Raw genomic sequence first — 13,750 nt, forward strand, 5'->3', positions numbered from 1 at the left:
ATAACATAAATTGAAAGAGGGATAGAAATGCGGCAACGCCATAAACCCTGGGCAGACGATTTTTTAAAGGAACATGACACGATTGTTTTACCCAATGCCATAGAGCATAAAGGAAAGTGGGCATCTCATTTTGGGAATAATCGCCCAATACATTTGGAAATCGGCACTGGAAAGGGTCAATTCATTAGTGGCATGGCTAAGCAACATCCGGATATTAACTTTATTGGCATTGAATTAGCGAAGAGCGTTATCGTTAACGCTGCAGAAAAAGTGATTGAGGCTGATCAGAAAAATGTGGTTTTGCTCAATGAAAATGCTGAGAAATTAACTGAGTTGTTCGGGGAATCAGAGATTGATACCATTTATTTAAACTTTTCCGATCCTTGGCCAAAAAACCGTCATGAAAAACGCAGGTTGACATTTCAAGCATTTCTCCAGCGGTACGAGCAGTGTCTGGTTCCGAATGGTGAAATCATTCTAAAAACAGATAATGGACCCTTTTTCGAGTACTCGCTTGTCAGCTTTTCACAGTTTGGGCTTGTGCTTGAAGAAGTAAATGTTGATTTGCATAAAGCTGAAGATGAATGGAATATCATGACAGAATACGAAGAGAAATTCTCAGCAAAAGGTCAGCCGATTTACCGCTGTCGTGCACATTTTAACAATATTAGTAAAGGTTAGTGTTTTGGTTGCTGGATAGCTTGAAGCCAGCTAAACTTGTATTATACAAGGAGGGGTTATATGGAAACATTGCAAATTGGCAGGGCGAAATTGACTTGGTTAAGCGGCGGTGTGAATTTTCTCGATGGAGGCGCCATGTTTGGAGTCGTACCAAAAGCGCTTTGGTCAAAAAAATATCCTGTTAACGATAAGAATCAAATCGAACTCCGTACAGACCCGATATTACTTCAGGTGGATGGACAAAACTTTTTAATTGACTCTGGGATGGGAAATGGCAAACTAACAGCGAAACAAATACGCAATTTCGGTGTTAAAGAAGAATCATATCTTGAATCCTCTTTAGGAGAGTTGGGGCTTTCTGTAAAAGATATTGATGCTATTTTAATGACGCATTTGCATTTTGACCATGCGTGTGGACTGACTAAACCTACTGAAAACGGATATGAACCTGTATTTCCCGGCACTCCGATCTATGCATCCAGTACCGAATGGCACGAGATGAAAAATCCAAATATCCGTTCTGTAAATACATATTGGGAAATGAACTGGAAGCCTATAGCTGAATATGTGGAGACGTATGAACGAGAATTTGAAGTTGTGCCTGGGTTGAAAATGATTCACACAGGGGGCCACAGTGATGGACACGGAATTATCATATTTGAAGACGGGGATGATTGTTTTATTCATATGGCTGACATAATGCCTACACAGGCTCATCAAAATAAATTATGGGCTTTAGCTTATGATGATTATCCGGTTACATCTGTTCACGAAAAAGAAAAGTGGATGGCACTTGGCTATGAAAAACAGGCATGGTATACTTTTTATCATGATGCCTATTACAGGGCTGTGAAGGTTGATACAAACGGAGACAGAATAGATGTAGTCGAACGTAAAAGGTATTCGTATGAATCATAGAAAAAAGCAGTGCCAGTTCTTCTGGCACTGCTTTTTTCTATGCCTGTGAGGCGTTTATGACTGCTCCGGTATCTTGGTCAACATGAAATTCAAACTGTTTGTTCTCGCCGTCGATGTTACGGGTCACACCGCCACGATAGGCTGTGTACAACAGTCCGTTTTTTTCAACTTCTTCAGGTTTCATGTAAATCCATGAGCCGCTAATCGGACCTGTGCGCTTAAATGCTTCTTTTGCGTTGTTAAGTGCTTTTTCTGGTGTGACAGTCTGGTAGTCATTTTGGATTTGTCTGGCTGCATAACCAGCGGCCACACCGAGGCCTGCTGCTAAAATAATTTTCTTTTTACTCATTGTTTTCACCTCTAAACCCTTTTCAGATATAATGATTGACCTTCCTCTTAGTATACCAAATGAAATGAAAATGGAAAACGATAAGGCTAAGACGGCAAACAGTGGAAAAACCTGAAGCTATTCCGTTATACTAGTAAAGAAATCTAGAAATGGGGGAACAGTCATGAATCAGGAAACGTTATCGTTATTCAAAACATTGACAGAACTTCAAGGAGCACCAGGTCATGAACATCAAGTACGGGCGTTTATGAAGCAGGAGCTTGCCCGTTATGCTGATGAAACAATCCAGGATAATCTTGGTGGTGTGTTCGGGGTTAAGAACGGAGAGGGAAAAGGCCCTAAAGTTATGGTGGCTGGCCACATGGATGAAGTTGGCTTTATGATTACGCAAATCACCAAAAATGGTATGCTCAGATTTCAAACGCTCGGCGGCTGGTGGAATCAGGTTATGTTGGCGCAGAGGGTGCAAATTATGACAGACCAAGGTCTGGTGATGGGTGTGATCGGCTCTATTCCCCCGCATAACCTTACTCCTGAACAACGCAAAAAGCCGATGGAAGTCAGCAATATGCTTATTGACATCGGAGCAGATGACCTCGAAGATGCAGAAAGAATCGGGATTAAGCCTGGACAGGCAGCCGTGCCAGTTTGTCCATTTACACCAATGGCCAACGACAAAAAAATTATGGGCAAAGCTTGGGACAACAGATATGGATGTGGTCTTTCAATTGAATTGTTGAAAGAAGTCCAGAATGAAACATTGCCGAACAGATTATATTCAGGTGCAACGGTTCAAGAAGAAGTTGGTTTGCGTGGTGCACAAGTGGCGGCAAACATGATTGAACCTGATATCTTCTATGCACTCGATGCATCACCGGCGAATGATATGTCTGGAGATGAGAATGCGTTTGGTCAACTTGGTAAAGGTGCACTGCTTCGTATATTTGACCGTACAATGATCACACATCGGGGTATGCGGGAATTTGTTCTAGATACTGCTGAGACCCATGATATACCTTACCAGTATTTCATATCTCAAGGTGGTACAGATGCAGGACGCGTACATACTTCAGGTGACGGTGTACCATCTGCTGTAATCGGTTTATGTTCACGATACATTCATACAGCTGCATCAATGATTCATGTGGATGATTATGCTGCTGCTAAAGAGCTCCTAGTAAAACTTGTTAAAGCAACAGATCAACAAACAGTTGATACGATACGCAGTAATGGATAATTAAGTTTCAATATGTGGAGGACAGGTAAATGAAAATCATAGCAGGCACACAGAATTTAGCCAAACTCACAGCAATACAAACCGTATTTTCAGACGTGAAGATCGACGGCGTTTCTGTTCCTTCAAATGTATCAGCTCAGCCTGTTTCAGATGAAGAAACCCTCCAAGGGGCCGTTAACCGAGCGACCCAATGCACCGAGAAAGAGGCCAATGTGTATGGCATTGGTCTTGAGGGCGGGGTGATGCAGATATGCGGCAAATTATATCTGTGCAATTGGGGTGCTCTGAAGACGCCATCTGGTCAATTATATACAGCATCGGGTGCCCGAATCAGATTGCCTGAATCGTTTAACATCCTGCTTGAGGGAAAAGTTGAACTAGGTGATCTGATGGATGATTATGCAAATAAGTCGAATATCCGTCAGCACGAGGGGGCTATTGGGATCTTTACAAATGGTCAAGTGTCCCGAAGTGATATGTTTATACATGTTGTGACGTTATTAAAAGGGCAATTGACTTTTTATGAATAATAAATAAAACACAGCGGCTTGATTTTGCCGCTGTGTTTTACTTATTCATAAATATAAGCCAAGACATCGAGTGCCTGATCTATCGTTTCTACAGTCACATTTGCTTTGTTGGATAGTTCTTTTAATGGATGGATTAGTGACTCTGGTCTGACTATAATAGTAGGCTTGCCAAGTGTGATCGCAGCACTGGCGTCCATTGCAGTATTCCATTGCTTGTATTGTTCGCCAAAAAGTGCAATGACAGCATCGGATTTTTGCATAAGCACTTCGGTACGGAAATTATTGACACTTGAGGCCGCATCATCACGGAAGACCTTACCTGGCTGCTTTCCAATAATGTCCTCGCCAATATCATCGGATCTGTCATGGTTGGTTTGTGGTCCTACGAACGTGAGAGGCAGGTCTTTTTCTTTTGCTTTGCTTTTTAAGTCTTCGCGCCAGTCATCATGAATCTGACCAGCTAAGTAAACGGTTAATTCCATGAAATCCCTCCATCTGTTCATTATACTTTCATTCTACTGGATGAGGCTTCTGAAGCCAAATATTGCGCTTTCGTCATGTCAAATCAAATAAAAAATGATAGTATGGTAAAAGAGGGTATAATGATCGATATTGAGAGGATGAGGGGTTTGAAGCGGTCAACAGTCTTAATTGCTTCGAGTATGCTCGTATGCATGTTGGTGTTAGGAGGATGTGCGAAAACCGAAAAGGAGATCCTGACAGAGGCAGAAGAAAATGCACAACAGGCATTTCAAGCGGGCCAGGGGCCAAATCCGAACTATCAAGGCGAGACTTTCAGTTTCTTTGTACCTGCAGAGCTTGAGGTGATGGACGCTGATGCTCATAATGTCGTTTTAGAAGATGATGAACATACATATATTGTGTTTTATAACAGTCTTGAAAATAAAAAAAGCACTTTAAACTATGATGCAGCACAAAACCCTGGATCGTTGCTTTACCAATCATTTGAGGCCAAAGATCGTTTCGGTTATATTCGCATTCTGCCAGATGATGAAGAACAATTTGAAATACAAGTTGGAATAGGCGGCGCCAAAATCACAACAATTACCGATCTACAAGCATTGGATGACCAAGCCGCCGAACTCATGAAAATGGCACGCAGTATTGTTGAAGAAGAACCGGCAAATTGACAAAAACATAATATCACAATGATCTCAAACAACACAGTTGAAACAAGACCGGAACGTGCTATTATGATGAAAGAGCATTTTTGCACAGCGCAATTCCCGCGAACTGCTAACGAGGCCAAAAGGAGGTCCTATATTATGACAATGACGAGTATTAAGCTTAAAAAAATATTGGATGAGCGGTTGTTGAGTGATGATTATCGTTCATCCTTTAATAGGGATAAGGATACGTACAGGATTGAATGGCAAGACACTAATGAGGGAATCACCATTACTTTGCCGAATGTTATTGCCAAGTACAATTCAAAAGGAGACGAGGCAATAGACGAACTTGTCGACCATATCCAAGAAGCTCTTAAAATTATGAATGAAGAGCATGAGCTGACAGGGATGGAAAAACAAATCTATCCTGTGGTTCGAGCTACTTCATTTCCGGATACAACCAACGCAGGAGTGAAGCTTGCAACCCGCGAGCATACTGCAGAAACACGTGTTTTTTTCGCTGTGGATCTTGGGAAGTCATACCGTCTTATTGATGAAGACATGCTTGAGAAGGAAGGTTGGTCACTCGAGCGGCTCGAGCAAATGGCGCGCTTCAATGTGCGATCACTTAAGGTGAGCCCCAAGCACGATCGTGTCGCTGATAACGACTTTTATTTCGTGGCAACTCAAGACGGGTATGATGCGAGCAGAATATTGAATGATGCTTTCCTTGAAGAGATGAAAGCCAATACAATAGGCGAAATGGCAGTTGCTGTACCGCATCAGGATGTGCTGATTATCGCTGATATTCAGAATAACACCGGATATGATATACTGGGTCAGATGACAATGAAGTTTTTTGCTGAGGGTCGTGTCCCAATTACGTCATTACCCTTTATTTATGACGACAGCAAACTGGAACCGATTTTTATACTTGCTAAAAACAAACCAAAAAAATAGAGGATGATCAGAATGAAAGTTTATTATAATCCTGAAGGTATTGGAAATGTATTAATTATCCCAATCGAAGAAGGAGACCGATATGATGTCGTTCATGAAACGATCGGCGATATCACACGGATTTCAAACCATAAAGGCACGGTTCTGGGCTACAATATTTTCAACGCTTCAAAACATTTTCATCTGGAGACAACAGGGGGGTTTTGCTTACAGAAGCATTTCTACAGAAGATTAAAGAATTGTTTCAGCAGAACGGCTTACAAGATGCTTTGGATATCGACTTAACCTCAAAATTTGCAGTCGGATATGTTCAGAGTAAAGACCCACATGAAAATGCTGACAAATTAAGTGTTTGTCAAGTGGATGTTGGAAGCGAAACTTTACAAATAGTTTGTGGAGCACCAAATGTTGAAGCAGGGCAAAAGGTTGTCGTTGCTAAACCAGGAGCGGTTATGCCAAGCGGCATGAAGATTAAGGCCGCTGAATTAAGAGGCGTCCCTTCCTCAGGGATGATTTGTTCTGCAAAAGAACTTGATTTGCCTAATTCTCCTCAGGAAAAAGGCATTCTTGTCCTTGACGAATCTTATCAAACTGGGTCACCTTTTAACATTTGAAACTGTAAAATTGGATCACAAAAATTAAGGAGTCGTCCGCATGAAAGAGATTGAGCAAAAACTAAGCGGTGAAATTGAGCGATTGACGAATCGAACGTTCAAATTTGATGAACGCATTAAGGAAGGCTGGTTTTCGGCTGTATACTTCTTGAAAACGAAAGAAATGGCAGAGAAAAAACTTCCTGACAACTATATTACAATGCAATTTTTTCAAAAAACCCATGAAGCAGTTTTATGTGGAACCGATGAGGCAATTGCGCTTGTCCATGCGTTTGCGGACGAACCTCATACACTTGAGATCCATTCACTTAAAGACGGGGATAAAATTAAGCCATTCGAATCTGTTCTAACGATATCCGGCGCCTATCAGCAATTTGGTTTTTTGGAAGGCATTATAGACGGAATACTTGCAAGAAGAACATCGGTAGCCACAAATGTATATAATGTCGTGAAAGCAGCCCGAACATCAGGGCAGCAGAAGCCAATTATTTTTATGGGAGACCGCGATGATCACTATACCCAGCAAGCGGGGGACGGCTATGCAGCATTTATCGGCGGATCCACTGCCCAGGCGACACACGCCATGAATGAATGGTGGGGCAAACAAGGGATGGGCACAATGCCACATGCTATGATCCAGATGTTTCGGGGAGATGTTGTTGCTGCCTCTCAAGCCTACCTCGAAATGTACCCCGAAGATGAGTTGGTAACACTTGTTGATTATAACAACGATGTTATTACGGATTCACTGAAGGTTGCCAGGGCTTGTGGAAATAGTCTTCGAGGGGTCCGGGTGGATACGTCGAGAACACTCGTTGATAAATATTTTTTGCGGAACCATCATTTGATGGGTACATTTGACCCAAGAGGTGTTAATCCTGAATTGATATTTGCGCTAAGAAAAGCGTTGGATGATGAAGGATTTGAACACGTGAAAATAGTTGTAAGCGGCGGTTTTAATGAAGAAAGGATCCGCTACTTTGAACAGCGTGGGGTTCCAGTTGATATGTATGGAGCGGGAGGAAGTCTTCTGAAAATCAATATAGGCTTTACAGGAGACAATGTACTGTTAAATGGCATACCTGAAGCTAAAAAAGGTCGTCGGTACAGACCAAATCCGCGATTAGAAGTTGTTCAATACAGTGAACAAACTGTTGATTATACTTGATCATTTTATTTATAGGTGGTTTTTGCTATAATAATGATCATATTCATTTGCGGGACCTGAAAAAAACAGAAAATGTATTCCCGCATTGATCTGGAGGTACTTTTTTATGACTACTTACCATTTTATTGGTATAAAAGGCACAGGTATGAGTGCACTGGCCCATATCCTGCATGACTCAGGGGAGCTTGTGCAGGGATCTGATATTAACAAGCACTTTTTTACGCAAACACTTTTAGAAGAAAAACAAATCCCGATTTTATCTTTTGATAAAGAAAATATAAAAGAAGGCATGACTGTAATCGCCGGAAACGCTTTTAACGAGTCACACCCTGAGGTAAAGGAAGCCAAACGACTTGGTTTGAAATTTTATTGGTATCATGAATTTCTTGGCGAGTGGCTCAAACAGTTTACAAGCATAGCGGTTACAGGAGCACATGGAAAAACCTCGACAACCGGACTTCTTTCACATGTCCTGGGTGAAACATATCCGATTTCCAGTCTTATTGGAGACGGGACGGGAAAAGGACATGTCGACAGTAAGTACTTTGTATTTGAAGCTTGCGAATACCGACGCCATTTCCTTGCCTATGAGCCTGATTATGCGGTCATGACCAACATAGATTTTGACCACCCTGATTATTTCAAAGATATTGAAGATGTATTTGATGCTTTCCAGTCCATGGCAGACCTGGTGAAAAAAGGCATTGTCGCTTGTGGAGACGATGAAAACCTGCAGCGGCTTAAAACAAAAGTTCCTGTCATGTATTATGGGTTTGCAGATACGAATGACTTCCAGGCGAAAAATATCCATGCATCCTCAGAAGGCACTGTCTTTGATGTATTTGTGCGCAATGAATTCTATGATCAGTTCATGATCCCAATGTATGGTGACCACCATGTTTTAAATGCACTCGCAGTGATTGCAATCTGTCACTATGAAGGCATGAAATCATCTGACATAAAAAAACTCAGCACTTTTAAAGGCGTTAAACGGCGGTTCAGTGAGAAGCGATTTCGAGATCAAATTTTAATTGATGACTACGCCCACCATCCTAAAGAAATTTCTGCGACCATAGAATCCGCCAGAAAAAAATATCCGGAAAAGCCTGTAGTAGCTATATTTCAACCACATACCTTTACGCGAACAAAAACGTTTTTGCAGGACTTTGCTGAGAGCTTGGATGAAGCTGATGACGTATACCTCTGTGATATATTCAGTTCTGCCCGAGAAGACATCGGTGAGCTGTCCATTCGTGATCTGCAAGAGCTGATACCTGAAAGCACACTCCTGAATCTGGAAGATGTCAGCGTGCTCCAGGAACAATCTAATGCAGTTCTCGTATTTATGGGAGCGGGAGATATTCAAAAGTTTGAGGCTGCTTATATTGATTCCACGGAAGACCGGACAGCTTTATAGTGGAAGCATCTGTTTTCAGACACATCATTTTAATCGAAATTTAACAAGCCTTAGTATATAGTGATGTTATTGGGTTATATAAAAAGGACAAACTAACCCCATGAAACACGTTTCACCACGTGTCATACGGGTAAATATGTTAGTAGGCATGTTTGTTCGAATAAGACAATTCCTTTACACCAGACAATCATTGAAGTAAGGAGATGTTGAAGCGCATGGAGAACTTATTGTATATTTCTGCCTTAATTGCAGCAGTTGCATTCGTTGTGCTGGTCGTGTACCTTGTGATGACACTTAAAGCGACCCAGCGGACACTGAATAATGTTGCAGACACCATGGAAGGGTTGGAAAAGCAAATGCAAGGAATCACATCGGAAACGACTGAGCTCCTTGTTAAGACAAATCGGCTCGCTGATGACATAACTGTTAAAACTGAAAAACTCAACACGCTTTTTGACGGCGTCAAAGGAATTGGGGATTCTGTCAGGGAATTTAATCAAACCTTAAGTGAATTGTCTTCAAATCTTTCAACAACTGCAACTAAAAATCAAGAAAAGGTTTCACAAGCACTTAAATGGGGAACGGCAGCAGTAGACATGTTTAAAAACAGGAAATAGTAAGTCTAAATTATACAGGAGGGAATTACATGGAAGATAATAACAACAGCAATAACAACAGCAACATCAACACAAAGGATTTTATGATCGGTACATTAATCGGTGGAGCTGTCGGAGCCGCAGCAGCTTTATTGCTTGCCCCAAAATCGGGACGTGAACTTCGCCAGGACATTAACGATGGTGCATCACAATTAAGAGATCGGGCGGATGAATGGAAAGATGTTGCATATGAAAAAGGCTCTGAATGGAAAGATAAGGCCTATGTAAAAGGTACAGAGCTTAAAGATAGAGCATATGAAAAGGGAACTGATCTCAAAAATAAAGCAACCGAAACTACTTCTCAGGTATCACAAAACTTGTCTCAAAAGACAAAAGAAGTAACTGGAAAAGTTCAGGAAAAGATGGCCGAAAAGCGGGAAAAAGAAGACGAAGCGCTTGCAGCTGTGGAAGAAACAGCTTCAAACATTGAAGAAACCGCCAAAGAGGCCGAAAAAAAGAACCAATAAAATAATTTTAAAAAAGCTGAACGTGTTTTCGAACAGACGCGTTCAGCTTTTCATATTGTTCAAAGCTGTTTCCAAACAATAGCTAATTGGTCCCCATGATCAATTGGGTCAGTGAAACCAGCAGGGGCATCGTTTTTGTATAAGATGAAATGTCCCTGTTTATTTGTGAGATCGAGTTCGACATAGTTAAAAACATCTTGAAAGATAAATCCCTCTGACTGTTTTTCAGTCACCTCAATCTCATCTCCGGGATGTAACGAACTAGTCATCTCCAGACTACGATCATTTCGCATAGCTTTAATATGTGCTTTGCTTAAATTGAGTGTTTCCTGGTTAAATTCAACCGTAATTTCTTCTTTGATTGGATAACCCAAATCCGTAAGCACTTTTTCCAGTGTTGGTGTTGCAGTTCTATTCAGCTTAAGCGAATCACCAGGCTGAAGTGGGGCATTTATGTCTGTGACCTTCCCATTTAGCAAAACCTGGGTGCTTCCTGCGTGCATGAGATAAGGCTCCTGATTCACATAAATAAAATCATGTTGGGTTTCGCCGAGTTTCTCTGTTGTACATTCAATAAGAAACGTTCTGATTGTGTCGATGAAGTGCATGTCTATTTTATCCTTGTCTTGGATAAGGTAATCCTCAGTTACTCTATTCCCATTGACATAATAAATCGGTTTGATGTGATAGCGCTCGTTATTGTAAATGATTGTAGACATAGGAGCTTCTTCGATTAAATCATCAATTGTCACAACTGAAGACGCTCCGTTATTGCCTCTTTCAATGATTATATGGTCGCCATGAGTCACTGAAGTGTCGACTGTAGCAATCTTACTGTTAAGGTAAAGGGTTGGCTGTTCGCCGAATTCACCTGGAAGTGTGATTTCTTTCCCATTCAATATAACGATTTTGGCCAATCCGGGTCTCCCGTAAAAAGCCTGTATATCTAGACCTGCATGTACTAGGCAGTCCCCAACTGATAGCGATGCCATTTCAAACAAACGGATTTGTTCCCCATTAACTGTGACAGATACATAATGGATTGGATTCGACTTGGCAGATATGCCGATACCAATTGGTGTCACCAAGTCAGGTCCGGATGGCATTGCTGGTTCTATTGTTAGATTTTGAATGGCATCAAGTCCTCTGACAGCAACTCGATTAGATGGAAGCTTGAGTTTGTCTGCTAGATTTTGAGCTATGTGAGGAGTGAGACTGCCGCCCCTACAAGCATAACTGCTTTGGGCAACTTTCCGTTCAAATTGATTATTTCCCCGGAAATAGCATCAGCAAGCTTATTGATGCTCGGTTGAATACGTTCAACGAGCATGGCTTTTGTAACAGTGGTTTCAAATCCAAGAATATCTGTTACGGTCGCTTCACCTTCATTAGCAATCATGCGTTTGGTCTTTTCAGCAATAGGGAAATCCAATAGGAATTCATCACTGATGGCTTCGGTTATTTCATCTCCGGCAATCGGTACCATTCCATAGGCAGTAATAGCTCCCGAATCGGTAATGGCGATATCACTTGTTCCAGCTCCAATATCTACTAGGACCACATTAAGTCTGCGCATGGAAACAGGAATTAGAACATTGATGGCTGCAATCGGTTCAAGGGTCAGGTTCTCCAGCTCCAGATTACTTCGCTCGAGGGCTGCAAACAAGGATTCCACCACCACTCGAGGTAGAAATGTAGCAATAATTTCAACAGATGCAAGGTACCCCCGTTGGTCGATTAAAGAACCAATCGGCTCTTCATCTAATTTATATGTTAAAACAGAATATCCCACACAGTAATACTGTTGGCTGAAGCCCCTTTTTCCCTTTTGGTTCTCAGTAAGCTGATTTTGGGCTTTATGGACAGCACTCAATTCTAAATGTCTGATGGTATCAGAATTTGAAATGACATCTTCATTCAGTTCAAAGGCTGCGGATGCGCGCTGTGTTATAAGAGAGCGCCCTGCTGCAGCTGCTGAGACCCGTGGCAAGGGCCCATGTTTTTTATCAAGGTTTTCTTTAACCTCTTTCATTACAGCAGCAACCTCCATGACATGATGAATCTGACCATCTAACATGGAACGGGTATGATGTTCTATCGTGCAATAATCCAGCACAGTATATGTATCATTACTTTTTTCAAGCAGGAGACCGGTGACTGAGCGGGTTCCAATATCAAGTGCAAAAATGCGTTCTGCCATCTGTGAGAATTCCCTTCGTCAAGATTTGTCAAAAACAGCCAATAAATCTAGGTTATTGATGACAAGGACTTTAATATTAGCTATAATTGGTTCAGAAGCTTGAACTTTATATTGTGAACCTTGTAACTTGGTTATTTGCCAAGTTTTTATTTTAAATTAGGTTTAAAATACAATTTCAAAGTGACTATACTAAAAACATCAGCTTCCATTTAAAAATGTACCATATTTCCCATGAATAATAAACTTGTTCAGGAGGCGAACAGACACATTGAGCAGTAACGAACTGGAAGAGATGCGTCAAAAAATGGACGATGTGAACAATGAACTGCTGCGATTAATCAACAAGCGCGGTAAAATTGTCCAACAGATAGGCGAACTCAAGCAAAAACAAAGTATGCACCGTTTTGATCCTGTCCGTGAACGGGATATGTTAAATGATATAACCAGATATAATCAAGGTCCGTATGAAAATGCTTCGATAGAACATATTTTCAAAGAGATATTTAAAGCGAGCCTGGAATTACTGGAAGATGATCATCAAAAAGCACTTCTCGTTTCACGAAAGAAACAGCAGGAAGATACGATTATCCAAATAAAAAACACACTTATCGGTAATGGAAATATACAGTACATCATGGGTCCCTGTTCGATTGAGAGTTATGAGCAGGCTGCTGCAGTTGCCAGTGCTGTTAAGAAAAAAGGGGTTAAACTTCTGCGGGGCGGTGCATATAAACCACGAACGTCCCCTTATGACTTTCAAGGATTGGGCGTTGAGGGGCTTAAAATTCTCAAACAAGTGGCTGAAGAAAACGATCTTTTGACAGTAAGTGAAATCGTAACCCCAAATGATATCGAAACAGCGCTTGATTATGTGGATATCATACAAATTGGCGCTCGCAATATGCAAAATTTTGAACTTTTAAAAGCTGCGGGAGATGTTCAAAAGCCTGTTCTCCTGAAGAGAGGGCTGGCGGCTACAATATCAGAATTTATGAATGCTGCTGAATATATAATGTCACGGGGAAATAGTGATATTATTCTATGTGAACGGGGTATACGCACATATGAAACAGCTACACGTAACACATTGGACATTACAGCTGTCCCAGTACTAAAGAAAGAAACCCATTTACCTGTTATGGTGGATGTGACACATTCCACAGGGCGAAGAGATTTATTGTTACCGGCAGCAAGGGCTTCGCTTGCGATAGGAGCTGATGGCGTCATGGCTGAAGTTCACCCTGATCCAGCTGTCGCCTTATCCGATTCAGCACAACAAATGAATCTTGCAGACTTTGATATGTTTATGGACGAGTTGAAAGAGCTTGCCAATCGCCTAAAGTAATAAAAATTGAACAGGATTATATGAGGTATGTTTCTGAGATTCTAGTCGATAATGATAACGATTCAAGGAGGAGTTAGA

General features: G+C 41.3%; 15 protein-coding genes and 1 pseudogene. 12 read left to right on the plus strand and 4 right to left on the minus strand.

The genetic code is table 11. The annotated features are described in order from the left end of the window. Positions 1 to 27: 27 nt before the first annotated feature. Complete coding sequence (gene trmB / locus JNUCC1_RS14550; RefSeq protein WP_156646121.1) at positions 28 to 681, plus strand: tRNA (guanosine(46)-N7)-methyltransferase TrmB; 654 nt, start codon at positions 28 to 30, stop codon at positions 679 to 681. Between the two features lie 60 nt (positions 682 to 741). Next, positions 742 to 1,599 carry a YtnP family quorum-quenching lactonase gene (locus JNUCC1_RS14555; protein WP_156646122.1) on the plus strand — a complete coding sequence of 286 codons (858 nt, stop codon included), beginning with the start codon at positions 742 to 744 and terminating at the stop codon, positions 1,597 to 1,599. Positions 1,600 to 1,636: 37 nt separating this feature from the next. On the opposite strand, the gene JNUCC1_RS14560 is transcribed toward JNUCC1_RS14555, so the two are convergent. Further along, positions 1,637 to 1,948: a PepSY domain-containing protein gene (locus JNUCC1_RS14560; RefSeq protein ID WP_156646123.1), complete on the minus strand. Its 312-nt coding sequence runs from the start codon at positions 1,946 to 1,948 to the stop codon at positions 1,637 to 1,639. A 163-nt stretch (positions 1,949 to 2,111) separates the two neighbouring features. Between JNUCC1_RS14560 and JNUCC1_RS14565 the strand changes: the two genes are divergently transcribed. Continuing rightward, a complete protein-coding gene (locus JNUCC1_RS14565; RefSeq protein WP_156646124.1) occupies positions 2,112 to 3,185 on the plus strand; it encodes a M42 family metallopeptidase in 1,074 nt (357 codons plus the stop codon). A 29-nt stretch (positions 3,186 to 3,214) separates the two neighbouring features. Beyond that, positions 3,215 to 3,715 (plus strand): DUF84 family protein, encoded by a 501-nt coding sequence (locus JNUCC1_RS14570; protein WP_156646125.1) that lies wholly within the window; start codon positions 3,215 to 3,217, stop codon positions 3,713 to 3,715. 41 nt (positions 3,716 to 3,756) lie between these two features. On the opposite strand, the gene JNUCC1_RS14575 is transcribed toward JNUCC1_RS14570, so the two are convergent. Next, positions 3,757 to 4,197: a YtoQ family protein gene (locus JNUCC1_RS14575; RefSeq protein ID WP_156646126.1), complete on the minus strand. Its 441-nt coding sequence runs from the start codon at positions 4,195 to 4,197 to the stop codon at positions 3,757 to 3,759. 147 nt (positions 4,198 to 4,344) lie between these two features. Between JNUCC1_RS14575 and JNUCC1_RS14580 the strand changes: the two genes are divergently transcribed. The 7 genes and pseudogenes from JNUCC1_RS14580 (at position 4,345) to JNUCC1_RS14610 (ending at position 10,127) form a co-directional block, all read left to right on the plus strand. Beyond that, the gene (locus JNUCC1_RS14580; protein ID WP_156646127.1) at positions 4,345 to 4,866 is read left to right on the plus strand and encodes a hypothetical protein; all 522 of its coding nucleotides are present in this window, start codon (positions 4,345 to 4,347) and stop codon (positions 4,864 to 4,866) included. 135 nt (positions 4,867 to 5,001) lie between these two features. Further along, positions 5,002 to 5,805, plus strand: coding sequence for a DUF1444 domain-containing protein (locus JNUCC1_RS14585; RefSeq protein ID WP_156646128.1), 804 nt, complete (start codon positions 5,002 to 5,004; stop codon positions 5,803 to 5,805). A 12-nt stretch (positions 5,806 to 5,817) separates the two neighbouring features. Next, positions 5,818 to 6,419: pseudogene (ytpR, locus tag JNUCC1_RS14590) on the plus strand (YtpR family tRNA-binding protein). Positions 6,420 to 6,459: 40 nt separating this feature from the next. Beyond that, positions 6,460 to 7,587, plus strand: a complete 1,128-nt coding sequence (locus JNUCC1_RS14595) for a nicotinate phosphoribosyltransferase (RefSeq protein WP_156646129.1) — start codon at positions 6,460 to 6,462, stop codon at positions 7,585 to 7,587. A 106-nt stretch (positions 7,588 to 7,693) separates the two neighbouring features. Continuing rightward, entirely contained in the window at positions 7,694 to 9,004 is a 1,311-nt protein-coding gene (gene murC / locus JNUCC1_RS14600; protein WP_156646130.1) for a UDP-N-acetylmuramate--L-alanine ligase, read from the plus strand. 215 nt (positions 9,005 to 9,219) lie between these two features. Beyond that, positions 9,220 to 9,621, plus strand: a complete 402-nt coding sequence (locus tag JNUCC1_RS14605; protein ID WP_156646131.1) for a DUF948 domain-containing protein — start codon at positions 9,220 to 9,222, stop codon at positions 9,619 to 9,621. 29 nt (positions 9,622 to 9,650) lie between these two features. Further along, positions 9,651 to 10,127, plus strand: coding sequence for a YtxH domain-containing protein (locus tag JNUCC1_RS14610; protein ID WP_156646132.1), 477 nt, complete (start codon positions 9,651 to 9,653; stop codon positions 10,125 to 10,127). Positions 10,128 to 10,186: 59 nt separating this feature from the next. Here the strand turns inward: JNUCC1_RS14610 and JNUCC1_RS18810 are convergent, their stop codons facing one another. Then, positions 10,187 to 11,233 carry a hypothetical protein gene (locus JNUCC1_RS18810; RefSeq protein ID WP_231784238.1) on the minus strand — a complete coding sequence of 349 codons (1,047 nt, stop codon included), beginning with the start codon at positions 11,231 to 11,233 and terminating at the stop codon, positions 10,187 to 10,189. 92 nt (positions 11,234 to 11,325) lie between these two features. Further along, complete coding sequence (locus JNUCC1_RS18815; protein ID WP_231784239.1) at positions 11,326 to 12,327, minus strand: cell division protein FtsA; 1,002 nt, start codon at positions 12,325 to 12,327, stop codon at positions 11,326 to 11,328. Between the two features lie 268 nt (positions 12,328 to 12,595). On the opposite strand from JNUCC1_RS18815, the gene JNUCC1_RS14620 reads away from it, so the two are divergent. Then, positions 12,596 to 13,672 carry a bifunctional 3-deoxy-7-phosphoheptulonate synthase/chorismate mutase gene (locus tag JNUCC1_RS14620; protein WP_156646133.1) on the plus strand — a complete coding sequence of 359 codons (1,077 nt, stop codon included), beginning with the start codon at positions 12,596 to 12,598 and terminating at the stop codon, positions 13,670 to 13,672. Positions 13,673 to 13,750: the final 78 nt, after the last annotated feature.

It is taken from the genome of Lentibacillus sp. JNUCC-1 (assembly GCF_009741735.1).
GTDB lineage: Bacteria > Bacillota > Bacilli > Bacillales > Amphibacillaceae > Lentibacillus_B.

What these genes read in the sequence shown, in the direction of transcription:
- JNUCC1_RS14565 (WP_156646124.1), top strand. Translation starts at nt 2,112, where the DNA reads ATGAATCAGGAAACGTTATCGTTATTCAAAACATTGACAGAACTTCAA.
- JNUCC1_RS14585 (WP_156646128.1), top strand. Translation starts at nt 5,002, where the DNA reads ATGACAATGACGAGTATTAAGCTTAAAAAAATATTGGATGAGCGGTTG.
- JNUCC1_RS14595 (WP_156646129.1), top strand. Translation starts at nt 6,460, where the DNA reads ATGAAAGAGATTGAGCAAAAACTAAGCGGTGAAATTGAGCGATTGACG.
- JNUCC1_RS14555 (WP_156646122.1), top strand. Translation starts at nt 742, where the DNA reads ATGGAAACATTGCAAATTGGCAGGGCGAAATTGACTTGGTTAAGCGGC.
- JNUCC1_RS18815 (WP_231784239.1), bottom strand. Translation starts at nt 12,327, where the DNA reads ATGGCAGAACGCATTTTTGCACTTGATATTGGAACCCGCTCAGTCACC.
- JNUCC1_RS14575 (WP_156646126.1), bottom strand. Translation starts at nt 4,197, where the DNA reads ATGGAATTAACCGTTTACTTAGCTGGTCAGATTCATGATGACTGGCGC.
- JNUCC1_RS14560 (WP_156646123.1), bottom strand. Translation starts at nt 1,948, where the DNA reads ATGAGTAAAAAGAAAATTATTTTAGCAGCAGGCCTCGGTGTGGCCGCT.
- JNUCC1_RS18810 (WP_231784238.1), bottom strand. Translation starts at nt 11,233, where the DNA reads ATGCCATCCGGACCTGACTTGGTGACACCAATTGGTATCGGCATATCT.
- JNUCC1_RS14605 (WP_156646131.1), top strand. Translation starts at nt 9,220, where the DNA reads ATGGAGAACTTATTGTATATTTCTGCCTTAATTGCAGCAGTTGCATTC.
- JNUCC1_RS14610 (WP_156646132.1), top strand. Translation starts at nt 9,651, where the DNA reads ATGGAAGATAATAACAACAGCAATAACAACAGCAACATCAACACAAAG.
- murC (WP_156646130.1), top strand. Translation starts at nt 7,694, where the DNA reads ATGACTACTTACCATTTTATTGGTATAAAAGGCACAGGTATGAGTGCA.
- trmB (WP_156646121.1), top strand. Translation starts at nt 28, where the DNA reads ATGCGGCAACGCCATAAACCCTGGGCAGACGATTTTTTAAAGGAACAT.
- JNUCC1_RS14570 (WP_156646125.1), top strand. Translation starts at nt 3,215, where the DNA reads ATGAAAATCATAGCAGGCACACAGAATTTAGCCAAACTCACAGCAATA.